16 protein-coding genes and 1 tRNA gene are annotated in these 18,443 nt (G+C 69.9%); 10 read left to right on the plus strand and 7 right to left on the minus strand.

All coding sequences use genetic code 11. The features are described from left to right. Positions 1 to 19: 19 nt before the first annotated feature. Positions 20 to 856 (minus strand): hypothetical protein, encoded by an 837-nt coding sequence (locus OG963_RS23740; protein WP_176902187.1) that lies wholly within the window; start codon positions 854 to 856, stop codon positions 20 to 22. Positions 857 to 1,084: 228 nt separating this feature from the next. Here OG963_RS23740 and OG963_RS23745 point away from each other — a divergent pair, with 228 nt between their 5' ends. Beyond that, positions 1,085 to 1,648 (plus strand): ATP-binding protein, encoded by a 564-nt coding sequence (locus OG963_RS23745; RefSeq protein WP_093773919.1) that lies wholly within the window; start codon positions 1,085 to 1,087, stop codon positions 1,646 to 1,648. A gap of 82 nt (positions 1,649 to 1,730) precedes the next feature. Here OG963_RS23745 and OG963_RS23750 read toward each other — a convergent pair whose 3' ends face one another. Together OG963_RS23750 and OG963_RS23755 are read right to left on the minus strand one after the other, a co-directional pair. Then, positions 1,731 to 3,194, minus strand: a complete 1,464-nt coding sequence (locus tag OG963_RS23750; protein WP_093773921.1) for an aminopeptidase P family protein — start codon at positions 3,192 to 3,194, stop codon at positions 1,731 to 1,733. Positions 3,195 to 3,401: 207 nt separating this feature from the next. Next, positions 3,402 to 4,889, minus strand: coding sequence for a PP2C family protein-serine/threonine phosphatase (locus tag OG963_RS23755; RefSeq protein WP_371799416.1), 1,488 nt, complete (start codon positions 4,887 to 4,889; stop codon positions 3,402 to 3,404). 471 nt (positions 4,890 to 5,360) lie between these two features. Between OG963_RS23755 and OG963_RS23760 the strand changes: the two genes are divergently transcribed. Beyond that, a complete protein-coding gene (locus tag OG963_RS23760) occupies positions 5,361 to 6,044 on the plus strand; it encodes a bifunctional DNA primase/polymerase (protein WP_093773925.1) in 684 nt (227 codons plus the stop codon). A 1,139-nt stretch (positions 6,045 to 7,183) separates the two neighbouring features. Here the strand turns inward: OG963_RS23760 and OG963_RS23765 are convergent. The 3 genes from OG963_RS23765 to OG963_RS23775 form a co-directional block, all read right to left on the minus strand. After that, entirely contained in the window at positions 7,184 to 8,149 is a 966-nt protein-coding gene (locus OG963_RS23765) for a DUF5926 family protein (RefSeq protein ID WP_030929889.1), read from the minus strand. A gap of 250 nt (positions 8,150 to 8,399) precedes the next feature. After that, complete coding sequence (locus OG963_RS23770; protein ID WP_093773927.1) at positions 8,400 to 9,005, minus strand: ATP-binding protein; 606 nt, start codon at positions 9,003 to 9,005, stop codon at positions 8,400 to 8,402. Positions 9,006 to 9,058: 53 nt separating this feature from the next. Continuing rightward, positions 9,059 to 9,862 carry a glycerophosphodiester phosphodiesterase gene (locus OG963_RS23775; protein ID WP_093930993.1) on the minus strand — a complete coding sequence of 268 codons (804 nt, stop codon included), beginning with the start codon at positions 9,860 to 9,862 and terminating at the stop codon, positions 9,059 to 9,061. A gap of 222 nt (positions 9,863 to 10,084) precedes the next feature. Between OG963_RS23775 and OG963_RS23780 the strand changes: the two genes are divergently transcribed. Further along, positions 10,085 to 11,551, plus strand: coding sequence for a S1C family serine protease (locus tag OG963_RS23780; RefSeq protein WP_093773929.1), 1,467 nt, complete (start codon positions 10,085 to 10,087; stop codon positions 11,549 to 11,551). A 49-nt stretch (positions 11,552 to 11,600) separates the two neighbouring features. Continuing rightward, positions 11,601 to 11,687: transfer RNA gene (locus tag OG963_RS23785), tRNA-Ser, on the plus strand. A gap of 82 nt (positions 11,688 to 11,769) precedes the next feature. On the opposite strand, the gene OG963_RS23790 is transcribed toward OG963_RS23785, so the two are convergent. Then, positions 11,770 to 12,675 carry a bifunctional DNA primase/polymerase gene (locus OG963_RS23790; protein WP_093773931.1) on the minus strand — a complete coding sequence of 302 codons (906 nt, stop codon included), beginning with the start codon at positions 12,673 to 12,675 and terminating at the stop codon, positions 11,770 to 11,772. Between the two features lie 379 nt (positions 12,676 to 13,054). Here OG963_RS23790 and OG963_RS23795 point away from each other — a divergent pair, with 379 nt between their 5' ends. The 6 genes from OG963_RS23795 (at position 13,055) to OG963_RS23820 (ending at position 18,435) form a co-directional block, all read left to right on the plus strand. Beyond that, on the plus strand, positions 13,055 to 13,366 hold the full coding sequence (locus OG963_RS23795; RefSeq protein WP_319739145.1) for a hypothetical protein: 312 nt from the start codon (positions 13,055 to 13,057) through the stop codon (positions 13,364 to 13,366). Between the two features lie 205 nt (positions 13,367 to 13,571). Then, the gene (locus OG963_RS23800; protein ID WP_362270190.1) at positions 13,572 to 14,774 is read left to right on the plus strand and encodes an acyl-CoA dehydrogenase family protein; all 1,203 of its coding nucleotides are present in this window, start codon (positions 13,572 to 13,574) and stop codon (positions 14,772 to 14,774) included. Positions 14,775 to 14,848: 74 nt separating this feature from the next. After that, positions 14,849 to 15,784 carry a bifunctional MaoC family dehydratase N-terminal/OB-fold nucleic acid binding domain-containing protein gene (locus OG963_RS23805; RefSeq protein WP_362270268.1) on the plus strand — a complete coding sequence of 312 codons (936 nt, stop codon included), beginning with the start codon at positions 14,849 to 14,851 and terminating at the stop codon, positions 15,782 to 15,784. Between the two features lies 1 nt (position 15,785). Then, positions 15,786 to 16,877 (plus strand): acyl-CoA dehydrogenase family protein, encoded by a 1,092-nt coding sequence (locus OG963_RS23810; RefSeq protein WP_319739143.1) that lies wholly within the window; start codon positions 15,786 to 15,788, stop codon positions 16,875 to 16,877. Then, complete coding sequence (locus tag OG963_RS23815) at positions 16,874 to 17,269, plus strand: MaoC family dehydratase (protein ID WP_093773941.1); 396 nt, start codon at positions 16,874 to 16,876, stop codon at positions 17,267 to 17,269. Before OG963_RS23810 ends, OG963_RS23815 begins: the two co-directional genes overlap by 4 nt. Beyond that, positions 17,266 to 18,435 carry a lipid-transfer protein gene (locus OG963_RS23820; RefSeq protein WP_371799417.1) on the plus strand — a complete coding sequence of 390 codons (1,170 nt, stop codon included), beginning with the start codon at positions 17,266 to 17,268 and terminating at the stop codon, positions 18,433 to 18,435. The genes OG963_RS23815 and OG963_RS23820 overlap by 4 nt, the downstream gene beginning before the upstream one ends. Positions 18,436 to 18,443: the final 8 nt, after the last annotated feature.

Raw genomic sequence — 18,443 nt, forward strand, 5'->3', positions numbered from 1 at the left:
ACGAGTGGAGGGTGTCGCGTCAGGCTGCGAGGGTGAATACGGGCGGAGGCCCGCGCCTGATCACCAGGTGCTGCAATGGATCGCCGGTGGCGGGAGCCGGGGCGTCGACTGCGGTACGGGGGATGTGCGGCCCGGTCGCCGGTGCGCCCGGGAGACCGGCGCGCAGTGTCCGGACGAGAGCGAGCGCGGCTCGCAGCGCACGCAACCGGGCCCCGGCCATGAGCTGCTCGGCGCCGTGCGCCGACAGCCGGACCAGCCGGAACAGTGCGATTTCGCCACGCCGCAGCAGCCAGCCGGTGGCCAGTGCGGCCAGCAGGTGGCCGAGCAGCATGGGGAGGCTGGGCAGCAGACCGGCGAGCGCGGCCGGGTCGGTCACGGCGGTGACCGCCGCTCCCGTCGCGCTGACCATGTGCTGATGGCCCTGGTCCATCGCCGTCACCGTCGCCGGATCGATGCCTGCGTCGGTGACGATGCGGTGGGCGGTGGTGGCGTTCAGTTGCTCCGGTCCTGCGCCGCAGACGAGGCCTGCCGCGAACCGGATCAGTGAGGCGTCGCCCGCCGCGTCGGCCGTCGATGTACTGGAGGCGCCGTGCGAGCCCAGGCCGAAGAGTGTGTGCAGAGCGATCTGCCCGCCGGCCAGGACGGTGGCGATGGACGGCATGGAACGCTCGCGTCCGGCGAGTGGCGCCACCACCGCGAAGACCCCGAGGAAGCCTGCGAGCAGCGTCCACCAGGGAACGGTCGCGCAGGAGGCCAGTGTGTGCCCTGCCGCGGACAGCGCGACACAGACCGCGGTGAACACCGCGGCCCTCAGGAGCCGCAGACCGGCTCCGGCGCGTGCGACAGGCGTAGACATGGCGGGGTCATCATCGCACTGCGCCCCCGGCCTCCGTGCGTCAGGTCCGGAAGGTCGTCTTCGGGAGGGTTGGGCACGAGGCGCGTGAGCTGGCCGGGTCCGGCATACACGGGTGTACGGAGTGCTGGTATCCGCCGAATGAGCGGTCTCACATCAGAACTGTGCTTACGAACCGCCCACTGCGGCAATACGTATCGGTATGTCGAGCCGCAGCCAGGAGGCTGGAGCATGAGCATCTGGTGGTCACTCCATTTGCGGCGCGAAGCTGCGAGCGTTCCGCTCGCCCGTCGCTTCCTGCTCGGCACCATGGAGTCCGCGGGCGTGGATCCGGACATCTCTTTCGACCTGTCGCTCGCGCTCAGCGAAGCCTGTGCGAACGCCGTCGAGCACGGCGGGGAGCAGAGGAGCGCCGACGACCTCCTCGCCCCCGGTGACTGCGATCCATGGGACGCATGGGACTCCTGGAGCGAGCAGTCCGGTACGACCTCCGGTCAGTACTGGGTCACCGCGTATCTGGACGGTGAGAAGTGCCGTATCGAAGTCGCCGATTCGGGGCCCGGCTTCCCCGCCCGGCGTGTGCTTCGCACTGCCGAACAGTCACATGCGCATCAACCGCCCGCGCACCAACCGCAGCAGCTTCCGCCACTCAGTGCCGAGGACGGCCGAGGACTCTGCCTCATCGAACAGCTCGCCGACCACGTCCACTTCGCCAACCGCCCGGGTCGTGGTGCGGTGGTGAGCTTCGACAAGGTCCTGAAATGGCGGGAGGGCGCCCTGCTCATGGTGTCCTGAGCGGGGCGCCCTGCGGCGCTCGGTGCCGACCGTCCACGGCCGGTCCCGGCCGTCGGTGATCGGTACTTGATCAACCCTTGGGTCAGCCCTTGAGCTGTGCCATCCAGGCCTCGACCTCGTCGGCCTGGCGGGGCAGCTTGTCGGAGAGGTTCCGGTTGCCGTCCTCGGTGACGAGGATGTCGTCCTCGATCCGGACACCGATGCCGCGGTACTCCTCCGGCACGGTCAGGTCGTCGGCCTGGAAGTACAGACCGGGCTCGACGGTGAGGCAGACGCCGGGCTCCAGCGTCCCGTTGACGTAGGTCTCGGTGCGTGCGGCGGCGCAGTCGTGGACGTCCATGCCGAGCATGTGGCCGGTGCCGTGCAGGGTCCAGCGGCGCTGGAGACCCAGCTCCAGGACCTTGTCCACGGACAGATCGCCCAGCAGACCCCACTCGACGAGCTTCTCGGTGAGCACGCGCTGCGCGGCGTCGTGGAAGTCGCGGTAGTCCGCGCCGGGCTTGACGGCCGCGATTCCCGCTTCCTGGGCCTCGTACACCGCGTCGTAGATCTTCCGCTGCAGCGGCGTGAACGTGCCGTTGATGGGAAGGGTCCGCGTCACATCGGCGGTGTAGAGCTCATCGGTCTCGACACCGGCGTCGAGGAGCAGCAGGTCGCCGGAGCGTACGGGGCCGTCGTTGCGGACCCAGTGCAGGGTGGTTGCGTGCGGGCCCGCGGCGCAGATCGAGCCGTAGCCGATGTCGTTGCCCTCGATGCGGGCGCGCAGGAAGAACGTGCCCTCGATGTAGCGCTCGCTGGTCGCCTCGGCCTTGTCGAGGACCTTCACGACGTCCTCGAAGCCGCGCGCCGTGGCATCGCAGGCCTTCTCCAGCTCGGCGATCTCGAAGGCGTCCTTGACCAGGCGTGCTTCGGAGAGGAAGACCCGCAGCTCCTCGTCGCGCTCCGCGGTGACCTTGTCGGTCAGCGCGGACTCGATGCCCGCGTCGTGGCCCCGGACGTTACGGACCGGTCCGGTGGCCTCCTTCAGCGCGGACGGGAGCTGGCGTACGTCCTTCGCCGGGATGCCCAGCAGCTGTTCGGCCTCGGCCAGGGAGTGGCGGCGGCCGACCCACAGCTCGCCCTGGCCGTCGAGCCAGAACTCGCCGTTCTCGCGGTCGGAGCGCGGCAGCAGGTAGATGGTCGCCTCGTGCCCGCCGTCCTTCGGCTCCAGGACGAGCACGCCGTCCTGGGTCTGGTCGCCGGTGAGGTACGCGTACTCGGTGGAGGCGCGGAACGCGTACTCGGTGTCATTGGAGCGGGTCTTCAGGTTGCCCGCGGGAATGACCAGACGCTCGCCGGGGAAGCGCGCGGACAGTGCGGCGCGACGGGCCGCAGTGTGCTCGGCCTGGGCGATCGGCTCGAGGCCGTGCAGCTCGGTGTCGGCCCAGCCCGACTTCATGTTGGCGGCGAGCTCATCGGAGACGCCCGGGTACAGGCCGTTCTTCCGCTGCTTGACCGGCTCTGTCTCTTCGGTCTCCGGGGTCTCCGGGGTGGGCTCCTCAGACACGACTTGTCTCTCCTTGATACGACACTGGACCCCGTCCATCGTACGGGCGTACGGAAGGGGGCCCAGGGCCGGAAGACCTCTTACAGGAACCGGCTGCCGGGACCCGTCGCACAGACTGATCAAAAAGACCGATTGCGGAGACCGGGCGGAGAGGCCGGCCGGACGGCACAGCTCGGCCGGATCGCGAAGCGACGCCGATGACGCGGCTCAGTCGAAGCGCGCGGCCAGAATGACGATGTCCTCGGCGCTGTCCACCTGGTCGAGCCCGTTCGGCAGGACGGTCCGCAGCACATGGTCGACCACCGATCCGGCGTCCCGGCGCAGCGCCTTCGGCACGCTCGCGGCCGCCGAGTGGAGCCGTGCGAACGCCCGGTCCATCGAGTCGCCGGTGCGGCGCAGCAGCCCGTCGGTGTACAGCAGCACGATCTCGCCGGGCGCCGGAGCGAACTCCACGCTCGGTGCCTCCCAGCAGGCGAGCATGCCCAGCGGCGCGGACAGGCTGGTCTCGACGAACTCCGCGCGCCGGTCGCCGATCACCAGTGGCGGGGTGTGCCCGGCACCGGCCAGCACGATCTTGCGTGCGGCGGGCTCGCAGTAGGCGAAGAGGGCGGTGGCGGACCGTGCGGGTTCGGTCAGCCGAAGCAGCAGTTCCAGATCGGAGAGCACGGCAACCGGATCCTCGCCCTCCATCACCGCGTACGCGCGCAGGCCGGCCCGCAGCCGTCCCATGGCGGTCAGCGCGCCGGGGCCGGAGCCGCCGACCGAACCGACGGCGAGACCGAGCGCACCCTCCGGCAGTGCCATGGCGTCGTACCAGTCGCCGCCGCCGCGCGGTGCGGCGCGATGGCGGGCGGCCAGCTGCACGCCGGGGACCCGGGGCAGCCGGCCGGGCCGCAGCTCGTCGGTGAGGGCAGCCACTTCCGCCCTGGCCCGATGCAGCTCCAGCAGTCGGGCCAGGTGTGCGGCCGCGTAACGGGCGTAGAGGCCGACGAGGTGGCGCTGGCGTTCGAGGGGTTCGGCGGGCTCGTCGTAGAGCCAGACGGCCGCGCCGAGTCGGCCCGTCGCGGTGGTGGTCAGGGGCAGGGCGTAGCTGGCGGCGTATCCGAGCCGGGCGGCGACTTCGCGCTGGCGGGGGTCCAGGCCGGTGTCGCCGAGCAGATCGGGGCTGGTCTGGGGCCCTTCGGCGCCCGGGAGGCCGTCCAGGATCCTGCCGTACGAGGTTGCGCTGCGCGGCACCGTCTCGATGTGGCCGAGCTCGGCGTGGGCGAGTCCGAGACCGATGGTGGAGACCGGGCCGCGACGGTCGGAGGGTTCGAAGACGATCAGCCCGCGGCGGGCTCCGACCAGGGCCGCGCCGGCACCGAGAAGCTCGTGCAACGCGTCGTCGAGGGTGTTGGTTCCGGCCAGGCGCTCGGTGAGCTCGTGCAGCGTGGTGAGGTCGGAGACCCAACCGGCCAGACGGTCTTGAAGAAAGGCTCCTGGCACGGCCGGCACACCGTCCAGGGGCCCGCCAGTGTGCGCTGAAACAGGAACTGCGGGATCGATTCCAGCCACTTTCGGCAGGTGAGGGGCGCTCATGGCAACCGGCTTTCCGACCAGTGCGTTTCGTCGAATAGCATCGCAAACCCCCATGTCATTCTGCGCCGCTATCAGTGCATCCACATGTACACGCAGATGTGAGCCGATGTCCAGCATTGTCCCTGCGGGATTCGTGGTGTCCGCGTGACTACTAAGTTGGCCAAAAAATGCACCCTATGGGCGCTATTTGCTGTCGACTGGGTCTGGTTCGGCAGGGGGTTCCCTCGGGGTGAAGTCCCTGGGGAGCGTCATTCCGGGCATGCTGGGTACGTAATCGGTGATGAACCAGGGGCAGTTCTGATCGCCCCGGAACCTGGCAGCGAGCCCGGACGTCCTCACATGTGACGGCCGCGCCCCATCCCCGAGTGGCGGGGTTGTGCACCATGGGACGGCAGGCGCGATGCGCTGCCCCTCGCCATGTTTTTGGCTGGACCGGCTCAGCTCGACTCGGCTCACGCTCGGTACCGACGGGTTACCCGTACCGCAGACTTAGAGAGCTTGTACGCACGGTGAAGTAATACACACGTGGCGTGACGCACGCGTGTTGTGATGTGGCCCTCGGCGTTCAACGGAAAGGAACGAGCGCTCATGCGCGAGATCCTCGGAAGGCGACGCAGGCTCCGGCTCCGGCGCAAGGCACGGCCCGCCCAGCTCGACGCGGCCCTGACCTGTGCCACCGCATGGCAGTGGCCCGTGCTTCCCGGAGTGGGGCTGAGCGCAGGCGGTGGTCGCGGTGACCGCGGCCGTGGCTGTGCCTGTCCCGATCCCGAGTGCGTCGTACCCGGCGCACACCCCTTCGATCCCGGCCTCCTCGCGGCGACCACCGACGAGCGCATGGTGCGCTGGTGGTGGACCAACCGGCCCACCGCGCCGATCATGCTGGCCACCGGCGGTCGCGCCCCGTGCGCGCTCAGCCTGCCCGCCATGGCCGGCGCCCGGGCGCTGGCCGAGCTCGACCGGATGGGGATGCGGCTCGGTCCCGTGGTGGCGACACCGACACGGTGGTCGCTGCTGGTCGCTCCCTACACCCTCGAACAGCTCGGCGAGCTGCTGCACGCCAAGGACTGGGTGCCCAGTTCGCTGCGCTTCCACGGCGAGGGGGGCTATCTCGTCCTTCCACCCTCCGAGGTGGGTACGGGGCAGGTGCGCTGGGAACGGGCTCCACTGCCCGGCCCCGCGACTCCCTGGCTGCCGGATGTGGAAGCGGTCCTGGACGCGCTGGTCGAAGCGAGCAACAGCGCTCCCGACGGCGGCAGCCGGCTCGCGTACTGAGAGAGAACGGTCGGTGCCGTGGAGACCGGTGCGGCGTCCGGGCGGGCTGCTCGACTCACTCGTTCGGGTGTGAGCCGTCCGAGTTTCCGCGTCAAATGAGTGCACTCCGGCCCGGTGCCCTCATTTTCGTGGATATCTTCGGCGCACCGTCAGGAATTCCCGCCGGTCGACAGGTGGGGCCGCCATGAATCTCCGCATGATCGTTATAGCGGGTGTGGTGTTCTCCGCCGTCGTGCTCGCGCCCGCGGCGTCTGTGGAAACCGCGGGCGGTCCCCCGTCCTGTAACGGCTGATGCAAAGTCTGCCGATGCAAAGTCCCGCGACGGAGGGCTTTCTGACGTGCCTTCCGGAACCGGTTCGAAGGAGCCTTCGAAAAAGTCTCGGGGGGCGGCTTCAAAAAGATCTTCGCGGGGGAGTTCCTGGCCCGGACTTCTGTCCGATATCGACCTGCCGGGCGGGCGCGGGGAAGTCGGCGGGCCTGGCGGAGGGACCGGCTCCGCCTTTGCCGGACCGGCCGGTTGCGCGCTGTGGACCGTCGACCGGTGCGGCCCGAACCGATCTCCCCCGAGGGCATCCAAGGGCGTTGACCTGTGTCATGACCGACGGGCGTGCCACATGGGCGCGCAGCTACTACCGCGATACGACGGGTGACGAACTCCGGTCCGTACTCACGCTGATGGGGCCCGGAGGGCGGACCGTCGAAACGCGCTGCACGGTGGAGTCGCAGGACGAGCCGCGCGACTGCGAGATGCCGCACCGTTCGTCGTGCGGAGGCCTTGAGGAGTGCGTGGCGGGCGGCCGGGCGTGCGGGTGGCGACGGGTCGCCCGACAGGGCGGCCGAGGAGGTTCCGCTGATGCCGAGGTCCGGATCCGATCCAGTGCCCTCCGTGGCGGGTTGACGCCGGATCCGCAGTCGCTGTGCCCGGTCCCGTGCGTCGCTCCCTGCGCCGTGTCCGGGCATGAGAACGCCCGGTCGCTGGCGACGGGGGATGCACCAGCGACCGGGCTTCTAGAACGGTAACAAGAGATCTGCCGTTCGCAAATTCGATCTCGCTTATTCGGACAGCTATTTACTTGCGGGTACTGCGAGTTGTGACGTGAGTCACCGATCGGACCGCCGCTGTCGTCGCGCGGTCACGGTCAGCTGAGCGTCACCTGGCGGTTGGTGAGACCGCCGCGGGCCCGCCGCTCGTCCGCGGTGAGCGGAGCGTCCGAGGCGAGTGCCTGCGCCAGCCGCTCCGCGAGCTCGGCCGCGGGCTTCTCGCACTCCTCCGCCCCCATCGCGCTGGGCAGATCCCAGACCGGGACCATCAGCCCGTGCGCGCGGAAGGAGCCGACCAGCCGCGTCCCCTCGCCGAGCGAGGAGGTACCGGCGGCGTGCAGCCGGGCGAGCGCGTCGAGGAGCTGCTCCTCGGGGTGCGGCATGACCCAGCGCAGGTGGTTCTTCTCGGGGGTCTCGCACCAGTACGCGGCGTCCACGCCGGAGAGCATGGTGGTGGGGATCGCAGCCTCGTTCGCACGCTCCAGGGATGCGGACACCTCGGGCGTGGCGTTCTCCGCACCCGGGACCCAGAACTCGAAGCCGGAGTGGACGACCGGCTCGAACGCGGCTTCCGGGTCGAGCAGGTCCTGCAGGCGCGGCCCGTCAGCCGGTACGCGCCGGGCGGCGACGGGTGAGCCGGGCTCGGTTTCCAGCGCACGCTGCAGGGTGTCCGCGAGGTCGCGGCTGAGGTCGCCGGATGAGGTGTCGTTCTGCAGGGCGAGCAGGACGGAGCCGTCGTCGCGGCGCAGCGCCGGCCACGCCATCGGCAGCACGGTCGCGAGCGTCACGGACGGCACGGCCTCGGGCAGTCCGCCCTTCAGGGTCAGTTCGACCGTTGCGGCGGGCACCAGCTCACGCAGGGCGACCCAGTCGCACTCACCCGCCAGGCCCTCGAACGGACGCTGGACCAGCTCGGTCACGGCCTGGGCGGCGGCGCGGCCGTGACAGGCCTTGTAGCGGCGGCCAGAACCGCACGGGCAGGGCTCGCGAGCCCCGACCACCGGGATCTCGCCGTCCTTGAGCTGCTGCTTCCCGGCCTTGGTCTGAGGGCGCTTCTTGGCCATGGTGGGCTTTCTCCCGATTGCGACAGTGCGGTCTGGGCCGCGAGCCTAGCCGCCCGTGCGGGATCCGGGGCACAGCCGCCCGGGGCGCATGGGGTGCGTACGCCGGAGCGCCGGTGTGTCGCGGTCCGTTCGGAGGCCCCAGGGCCCCAGCCGGATGTCGGTGCGCAGGCCCATCCGTACGCAAGTTCGCAAGCCCGTCGGTTCACCGGTCCGTGCGTATTCCGAACCGCTGCATCGGCCTCAGGCCACCTCAGCCCGCGTCGTCGAACGCGTCGGCGAAGTCCAGCCCGTCGAGTCCCGGCAGACGCCCGTTCCCGTTGCCGTGCCCGCGGCCCTTGCTGATCAGCACCCACACGGTGACCTCGCCGGACGAGCTGTCGCGCACGCCCCACTCCTCGGCGAGCGCGCTGATGATGTTGAGCCCGCGGCCACCGCGCGCCGTCACGGACGGTGTGGCCGGAATCGGTCGGGTCGGACCGCCTCCGTCCGTCACCTCGACGGTCAGTCCGCCTGTTCCGTCGACGCGCCAGGCGGCCCGTACGTCGCCGTCACCCACATCTGTGTGTCGCCCCAGCGGCCTGCCGTGTCGGCAGGCATTGCTGAGAAGTTCGGAAAGGATCAATACAGCATCGTCGACGACCGAATCCGACACCCCGTAGCTGCGCAACTGCTCGCGCATCCGGTGCCGCGCCTGCCCCACGCCCGCAGGGCCATGGGGTACGGCCATGCTCGACGACGTGGGCACTTCCTGTGCCACCACCAACGCCACCCCCGAGACCTCCTTTGCCCCACGCCACGGAGTGGATGCCCTCCTGGACTGGACCGGAAACCGGCCAATGGCTTGCCGGTGACGCATTCGTAACGATCGAATACAGGCTGAATGCGCCGGTGTACAACCTGTAACTGATGTTAAAAGCGACCCAGTTGGGACAGGACCTGCTTTGGGCGATTCGTGATGATTGCTTCCACGCCAAGGTGCGCGCAGAGCTCCACGTCCTCGGGTTCGTTGACCGTCCAGACGTGCACCCGGTGGCCGGCGCGGTGCAGCCGCTCGATGTAGCCCGGGTGGCTGCGTACGATCCGCAGTCCCGGACCGGCGATCCGGGAACCGGCCGGCAATCGCCCGTCACGCAGCCGCGGCGAGACGAACTGCATCAGATAGACGGTCGGCAGGGTGGGTGAGGCGGCCTGGATGCGGTGCAGGGAGCGTGCCGAGAAGCTCATGATCCGGACCGGCGAGGGGCCCTCGTCCGGCGGAGTGTCGAGCTCGAAGCGCTTCAGCAGATGCAGCAGCCGTTCCTCCACCTGGCCCGCCCAGCGCGTGGGGTGCTTCGTCTCGATGGCCAGCTGGAGGGGGCGCCCGGCGGTGCGCGTCTCGACGACGAGCTCGAGCAGTCGCTCGAGAGTGAGTACGGAGGTGAGCTCGCCCGGCACGGGATCCCAGTCCGGGGACTCCTCGCGGTCCTTCCAGGAGCCGAAGTCGAGGGCGGCGAGTTCGGCGAGTTCCAGGGCGGAGACGGCGCCGCGGCCGTTGGACGTACGGTTCACCCGGCGGTCGTGCACGCAGACGAGGTGGCCGTCGGCGGTGAGCCGTACATCGCATTCCAGCGCGTCCGCGCCGTCCTCGATGGCCTTCCGGTAGGCGGCCAGGGTGTGCTCGGGAGCGTCGTCGGACGCCCCGCGGTGTGCGATGACCTGGATGGGGTGTTGCATGGTGTGCTGCCGTGCGTGGGTCACCGCGTCATGGTGCCACCGAGTGGCGGCAGGGGTGCGTACCTTGCGGCAGGGGACCGTTTTGCCGGATATAAAGATTGGTGCACGGACGCACAGGTCCTGCTTACAGTGGCCTGACGGGTCATGGGAAAAGCTGGCTCCGGACACGTACACAGCGGATCTCTTGCCGAAAATTGATGAGGAACCGAGGAGTAAAGAGCTGTGAGCACAGAGAACGAGGGCAACGAGGGCACCGCGGCTCCGGCCGTTCCGGCCGTTCCGTCCGCACCTCCCGTGCCGGCCGCTGCTCCTGAGGGCACGCCTGCGCCCCCGTCGGCGCCCGCGGGCCCGGATTCGTCGCACGCGGCAGCGCCACAGCAGCCGGGGCAGGCGATGGACTGGCCGCCGCCGCAGCCCCCTTCCGGGCCGCAGCACGCGGCGTCCGCGCACCCGCAGCCGGCCGGTGCCTGGCCGCCTCCCCCGCCTGCCGTTCCCGCGTACGCGCAGGGCGGTGGCGGTGGTCCCGTGTGGGGGGCGGCCAACCAGCAGCCGGCGCCGGAGGCCCCGCGCAAGCCGCGCGGCAGCGGTCTGGTGGCCGCGGTGGCGGTCGCGGCGCTCGTTGCGGGCGGCATCGGCGGCGCCCTCGGCTACTGGGCCGCCGACCGGAACGACAGCGGCAACTCCTCCGGGTCGACCACGGTCACGGCGTCGACCAATCCGCAGGCCCTCAAGCGCGACCCCGGCACGGTCGCAGGCGTCGCGGCCAGGGCGCTGCCCAGCGTGGTCACGATCGACGCGCAGAACGGCGACGGCGAGGGCGGCACGGGCACCGGCTTCGTGTACGACAAGGAAGGCCACATCCTCACCAACAACCACGTGGTGGCTTCCGCGGCGAACAGTGGCCAGCTCACGGCGACGTTCTCCAACGGCAAGAAGTACGACGCCGAGGTGGTCGGCCGCGCGGAGGGTTACGACGTCGCCGTACTGAAGCTGAAGAACGCGCCGTCGGGGCTCGCCCCGCTGGCCCTCGGCAACTCGGACCAGGTCGCGGTCGGTGATTCGACGATCGCGATCGGCGCGCCGTTCGGTCTGTCCAACACGGTCACGACCGGCATCATCAGCGCGAAGAACCGCCCGGTCGCCTCCGGTGACGGCTCCGGCGGCAGTAACTCGTACATGAGCGCGCTGCAGACCGACGCCTCGATCAACCCGGGCAACTCCGGCGGCCCGCTGCTCGATGCGCGCGGTGCGGTCATCGGTATCAACTCGGCCATCCAGTCGACCGGCAGCAGCGGCCAGGCCCAGGCGGGATCCATCGGCCTCGGCTTCGCGATCCCGATCAACCAGGCGGAGAACGTCGCCCAGCAGCTGATCAAGACCGGCCAGCCGGTCTACCCGGTGATCGGTGCCACCGTCACCATGGACGAGAAGACCGGCGGCGCCGTCATCTCGGAGCAGGGCTCGGGCGGCACGCCGCCCGTCAGCCCGGACGGCCCCGCCGCCAAGGCCGGTCTCAAGGCGGGTGACGTCATCACCAAGTTCAACGAGACGGTGATCGACAGCGGCCCGACCCTGATCGGTGAGATCTGGACCCACAAGCCGGGCGACAAGGTCACGCTGACCTACAAGCGCGACGGCAAGGTGTCGACGGCCGAAGTCACCCTGGGGGAGCGCAAGGGCGACAGCTGACCGGCTAGGCTGTCCTCGCGTCAACGCCGGTCCATGACCGATGACGTGGGGTGGGTTGCCCGAGCGGCCTAAGGGAACGGTCTTGAAAACCGTCGTGGCAGCGATGTCACCGTGGGTTCAAATCCCACACCCACCGCAGCACCTGTGAAGGGGCGTCCGAGAGGGCGCCCCTTCTGCGTGCGTGGCCGACGGTGTCGGGACCGCCCGGTGGTGCGGGCTCAGGACGATCGGTCGGGACGGTCGGCGTCCTCCGGGCCCATGGGGCGACAGGAGGTGAGCCGGGCGGCCGAGGCGATGGTGGCCCGGGCCTCGCGTTCGGTGAGGCCGGTGCGGACGGCGGCGTCGGTGAGGGCGTCCGCCAGGGCTTCGCCGAAGCCGTGTTCGTACGCACGGCAAGCAGCCCAGAAAAGACGGGTGTTGCGCTGTCCTTCGTGTGCCGCGAGAACGAACTGGACCAGGCCGCGGCCGTGGTGGGGGCGGCCGGAGAGGTGGTGAGGGCGTGCGGGGGGCGTGAGCAGACGGAGGAGCGCGCGGGGGCAGGGGGCCGGGGAGAGATCGGCGGCGCCGGGGGCGAGCCGGTAGGTGCCGCGGGTGGTGACCGAGCCCGGACCGACCAGGTAGCCGCCGGCACCGCGGATGTCGATGCCGGGGGCGAGGCGGCTTGCGGAATTCGGTACGGATACGCCGGGTGGGCCGGTGAGCCAGATGTGGCGGCCGCCGCTGGGAGTGATCACCGTGACCGTCGGCGGGATGGTGAACAGGTGGTGCAGTGCCAGCTGCTGGAGGGCCACCACGGAGTCGTTCCGGCCGGTGGCGTCGATGTCGAGGTCGACGCCGATGAGGTGGTGCGGGGCCCGGCCGCAGGCGATTCCGTAGCCGGTGGCCCAGGGGGCGGCGGCGAAGAGTGCGCGTACGGCGGCAGGGTTCGTGGTGGCGTCGTGGACGCCGTGTCCGGGGAGACCGCAGGCGCCTCGGCAGGTGACCGGCCGGTCCTCGTCGTGGTGGGGAGAGCGCAGGGCGGGGAGCTTGGTGGCGGACAGCGGGATGACGGGGAGCCCGTGCTCGGCGGCGGAGAGCGCGTGGGCGAGGGCCAGGGTGGCGGTCTGCCGGTCGGTGATGGCCATGACTCTATGTTCGTACAACTGTTCGAAGAAAGGAAGAGGGGGTGGGGTGGTGGGGTGGGTGACGGCGGAGGGCGCGGCCGGATCGGTTGCTGCGGATCGGTGGGCCGGATCGCATGGGGCGCGGGGGCGGAAATGTGCCGAAACGCTTTTCCTCTTGGGGTGCGCGCGATTGTGCGGCACCGGGGGGTGAGCTGGGGCTTTGGGAGTGGGTGGGAGGTTTATCGGGTGTTCCTCATGCTTGCGGGGGAACCGGCTGACCTGGGTGGTTCGCCGGGGGTTCGGTGGGCAGCTTTGGTCTCGCGACGTCGTGACCAAGACCGAGGCGGTCGGCCAACTGCCTCGGAACCAGCCGCACTTTCGGTTCCTGGAGGAAATAGACATGGCAAGCATCCGTACCGCTCGCGCCCTCACCGCTGTCGCCGCACTGCCCCTCGCCGTCGCACTCTTCGGCGGCGTCGCCCAGGCCGACAACGGCTCGTTCGCGAACGACGGGTCGAACGCGGGTGTTGCGACGATCAGCGGCAGTGGAGTCGGCAGGAACAACTCCGGCAACTCGTCGACGTCGCAGCAGCAGGCCACCGGTTCCGGGGCATCGAATCAGAGCAACTCGGCGCAGGTGAACCGCTCGGCATTCACCACGATCTACCAGCTCAACAAGAACGTCACGGTGAATTTCACAAAACTCTGGTGAGCCGGGGTCCACCGTGGACCGGTCGGGGGGCCGGTGCGGGGTGGGGTGAACGACGGCCTGCGTGAAGGCGCTTCCGCGTCTTCGCGCAGGCCGCTCGTTTCTCGCGCGGGAGCGTTCGGATGTCACCGACCTTGACAGCGGCCACAAATCTGACGGACAGTCAGAAACCCTGATCCGTACGCCCGCGTCCGGAAGGCCCGCCGCCGTGCACCTCGCCCCGACGGAGCGTCAGCAGCAGCTGCGCGCCGAACTCCGCACCTATTTCCGCGATGTGATCACCGGGCCGGACGAAGGCTCCGGGACAGATGCGACGTCCGGGATGCGGGCAGGACGTGCCGATGATCCGGCCGGGCAACGCCGGCTGCTGCGTCGGATCGGCGCCGACGGGATGCTCGGACTGGGCTGGCCCGTCGAGTACGGGGGTCAGGGCCGTGGTCCCGACGAGCAGTTCGTCTTCTTCGACGAGGCGTACCGTGCGGGTGCGCCCGTGTCCATGGTCACGCTCAACACTGTCGGCCCGACCCTGATGAAGTACGGGACCGAGGCGCAGAAGGCGTACTTCCTGCCGCGGATTCTGAACGGCGACCTCGTCTTCGCGATCGGTTACAGCGAGCCGGAGGCGGGCACGGACCTGGCCGCGTTGCGTACGAGAGCGGTGCGGGACGGCGAGGCCTGGGTGATCGACGGGCAGAAGATCTTCACCAGCAATGCGCAGCACGCGGACTGGATCTGGCTCGCCTGCCGTACCGATCCGGATGCGGCCAAGCACAAGGGCATCTCGATCATCCTGGTGCCGACGGACGCCCCGGGGTTCTCCTGGACCCCCATCGAGACGGTGGGTGGTCTGACCACGACGGCGACCTACTACGACGGGATTCGGGTACCCGTCACGAATCTGGTCGGCGAGGAGAACGGCGGCTGGGGGCTGATCACCAACCAGCTGAACCATGAGCGGGTGGCACTCGCTGCGATCGGGATGCAGGCCGAGGAGTTCTACGAGGCGGTGCTCGCCCACGCCCGTACCCCCGATCCGGTGAGTGGGTGGTGTCCGGTTGACGAGCCGTGGGTGCGGTCCCGACTGGCCGAGGCCTATGCCCGGCTGGCGGCTACGCGCCTGCTCAACTGGCGTCTGGTGGGGGATGTGGGGGCGGGCTCGCTGGCCCCCGGCGAGGCGAGCGGCGTGAAATTCATGGGAACCGAATCGGCCGTCGAGGTGTATCGAATGTGCCAGGAAATCGCGGGCGAGACCGGAATGGTCCGCGGTGGTTCGCTCGGCTCCTTCGGGGACGGGGAGCTGGAGCGGATGAACAGGGCGGCACAGATCAACACCTTCGGGGGCGGGGTGAGCGAGGTGCAGCGGGAGATCGTCGCGACGATGCGGCTCGGCATGAAGAGGGGGAAGCGGTGACGGACGCGCGATACGAGCAGGACGGCCGCCGGAGCCCGCAGGGCGGGCGCGGCGGGCAGGGCGGGGCGGACGAGTTGTACGAGCGGCTCAGGGTGTACGAGGGGCGGGCGGCCGCCACCGCGGGCGTCGGCAAGGACCTGGTCAACGCGCCGATGATCAGGCACTGGTGCGAGGCCGTGGGAGACACCAACCCGGCATACACGGGACCTGGGGCGATTGCTCCGCCCACGATGCTGCAGGCGTGGACGATGGGCGGTCTGTCGGGGCACTCGGACCGTTCAGGGGCGTACGACGAGCTGTTCGCCCTCCTCGACGGCGCCGGGTACACCTCGGTGGTCGCGACCGACTGCGAGCAGGAGTATCTGCGGCCGTTGCGGCCTGGGGACCGGATCACCTTCGACGCGGTGATCGAGTCGGTGTCGGAGCGAAAGACGACCAGGCTGGGGACGGGCTACTTCGTCACGACGCGGATGGATGTCCGGGCAGCCGGGGAGCCGGCCGGGACACACCGCTTCCGGATCCTCAAGTACACGCCCGCAGTGGTGAGGCGAGGAACGAGTCCGGGAGGGCCGCAGGGGGTGAAGGGAGGCGGCCGGAGTCTGCGGCCGAGGCCGGTGATCAATCGGGACAACGCCGGGTTCTGGCAGGGCGTCGCCGAACACAAATTACTCATCCAGCGGTGCGGCGCGTGCGAGACCCTGCGTTTTCCCTGGCTGCCCGGGTGCAATGAGTGCGGTTGCCAGGAGTGGGACACGGTCGAGGCGAGCGGCGAGGGCACCGTCTTCAGTTATGTGGTGATGCATCACCCGCCCTTCCCCGCCTTCGGCGCCTCCGACGACGCCGGGCCGTACGCGGTGGCGCTGATAGAGCTGGCGGAGGGCGTACGGATGGTCAGCAATGTGGTCGGTGTGCCGTACGACAAGGTGCGGACAGGGATGCCGGTCAGGCTGGAATTCCTGCGCACGGATCCGGAGTTGGAGTTGCCGGTCTTCCGGGGGAGTGAGGGTTGACATGGACTTCACGCCCACGGAGGAGCAGACCGCGGCGCAGGGTCTCGCCGCGCAGATCTTCGGAGATCTGGCCACGCACGAGCGGCTGGCCGCCGCCGGGACGGGGACGGACACCGAGCTGTGGAAGGAGCTGTGCGCGGCCGGGCTGACGGCTGCCGTCGAGGAGATCGGGCTGCTGGGTCTGGTACTGCTGCTGGAGGAGCAGGGGAGAACGACTGCGCAGGTGCCGCTCGCGGTGACCTGCGCGTACGGGCTGCTTGCCGTCGCCGAGCACGGTACGGACGAACAGCGGGAGCGGCTGCTTCCGCCGCTGCGGGACGGAACCGCTGTCGCCACCGGTGCGTTCCCGGCACGAGACGGTCTACGGGCCGACGGTGAAGGGAGGTTGAGCGGCACCGTGCCCTATGTGCCGTGGCTGCGGGACGCCACTTCGGTGCTCGTGGCGGACGCGGACCGGGTGCTGTGGATCGTACGGATCGCAGACCCGGGTGTGGCGGTGACGCCCGTGGAGACGACGGCTCCATGGTCGGCGGCCCGGCTCACCTTGGACCGGGCGCCCGGCGAGCGGCTTGGACCAGCAGGACGGACGGGGACGAACACGGGGGCGGGCACGGGGGCGAACAGCGTGACCGCGGCGACGGCGTACGGAGCCGTGCTGGCCGCGAGCCGAACGGCGTTCGCGGGGTTGCAGGCCGGGGTGTGCGCCGGGTCGCTGGCCCGGGCGGTCGCCCACACCGCCACCAGGGAACAGTTCGGGCGCCCTCTCTCCACCAACCAGGGGGTGCTGCTGCGTGCCGCCGATGCCCATATGGACACCGAGGCGATAAGGGTCACCGCATACGAGGCGGCGTGGCGTCACGACAGGGGGCTGCCGTACGCGGCCCAGGCGCTGACCGCGGCCTGGTGGGCCTCGGAGGCGGGCAAGAGGGTCGTGCATGCCGGACAGCATCTGCACGGTGGGACGGGCGCCGACCTCGACCACCCCGTGCACCGGCACTTCCTCTGGGGTCGCCAGCTCGACGCCTATCTGGGATGCGGCAGCGAAGTGCTCGAGGAACTGGGTCAGTTGCTGGTGAAGGAGGGATCGCAATGAAGGTCGGCGAGGAGCTGGCACCGCTGGAGGTCGCGGTGACCCGCACCCTGATCGTCGCGGGCTCCATCGCCTCCCGCGACTACCAGGACGTGCACCATGACGCCGAGCTCGCACAGCAGAAGGGCTCCCCGGACATCTTCATGAACATCCTGACGACCAACGGCCTGGTCGGGCGGTTCGTCACCGACCACTTCGGGCCCTCGGCGGTGCTCCACAAGGTCGCCATCAGGCTGGGCGCACCCAACTATCCGGGGGACACCCTGGTGTTGAGCGGCACCGTCACGGCCCTCGGCGACGACGGGACGGCAGAGGTGACGGTCGTCGGGACCAATGGTCTCGGCAGGCACGTCACCGGCAAGGTGACCGTCAGTGTTCCGGGAGGATCCGCATGAGCGTGCGCAGGGCGGATTCTCTCGGCGGACGGGCCGCGATCGTGGGGATCGGGGCGACCGAGTTCTCCAAGGACTCCGGGCGCAGCGAACTGAAGCTGGCCGTCGAAGCGGTGTGGGCCGCCCTCGACGACGCCGGACTGACCCCCGCCGATGTCGACGGCCTGGTCACCTTCACGATGGACACCAGCCCCGAGATCACCGTCGCCCAGGCGGTCGGCATGGGGGAGCTGTCGTTCTTCTCCCGTATCCACTACGGAGGTGGGGCGGCCTGCGCCACCGTGCAGCAGGCGGCGCTCGCGGTGGCGAGTGGGGTGGCCGATGTCGTGGTCTGCTACCGCGCGTTCAACGAGCGTTCGGGGCGCCGCTTCGGTTCCGGGGTGCAGCACCGGGAACCGACGGCTGAGGGGACCGCGCTCGGCTGGAATCTTCCCTTCGGGCTGCTCACCCCGGCCTCGTGGGTCGCCATGGCAGCCCAGCGCTACCTGCACACGTACAACCTGACGCCGGAAGCCTTCGGCCACGTCGCGGTCACCGACCGGCGTCATGCCGCGCGTAACCCGGCGGCGTACTTCTACGAGAAGCCGATCACGCTTGCCGATCACGCCGCATCGCGCTGGATCGTCGAACCTCTACGGCTGCTCGACTGCTGTCAGGAGACCGACGGCGGACAGGCGATCGTCGTCACCGGTGCCGAGCGGGCCCGTGACCTTCCCCGGCCACCCGCAGTCATCGTCGCCGCCGCTCAGGGTGCCGGGCGGGCGCAGGAACAGATGACCAGTTTCTACCGTGACGGGATGACCGGACTGCCGGAGATGGACGTCGTCGCCAGACAGCTCTGGCGTACCTCCGGACTCGCTCCCGCCGACATCGACGTGGGCATCCTCTACGACCACTTCACCCCGTTCGTTCTGATGCAGCTGGAGGAGTTCGGATTCTGCGGACCGGGTGAGGCCGCCGATTTCGTGGCGGACGACGCGCTGCCGCTGAACACACACGGAGGGCAGTTGGGGGAGGCCTATCTGCACGGGATGAACGGCATTGCGGAGGCGGTCCGGCAGATCCGGGGCACGTCCGTGAACCAGATACCCGGCGCGGCCAGAACGCTGGTGACGGCAGGCACGGGAGTCCCCACCTCGGGACTCATACTGGGTACGGACGGCGGGTGACGGGGTGC

Source organism: Streptomyces sp. NBC_01707 (genome assembly GCF_041438805.1).
Taxonomy (GTDB): Bacteria; Actinomycetota; Actinomycetes; order Streptomycetales; family Streptomycetaceae; genus Streptomyces.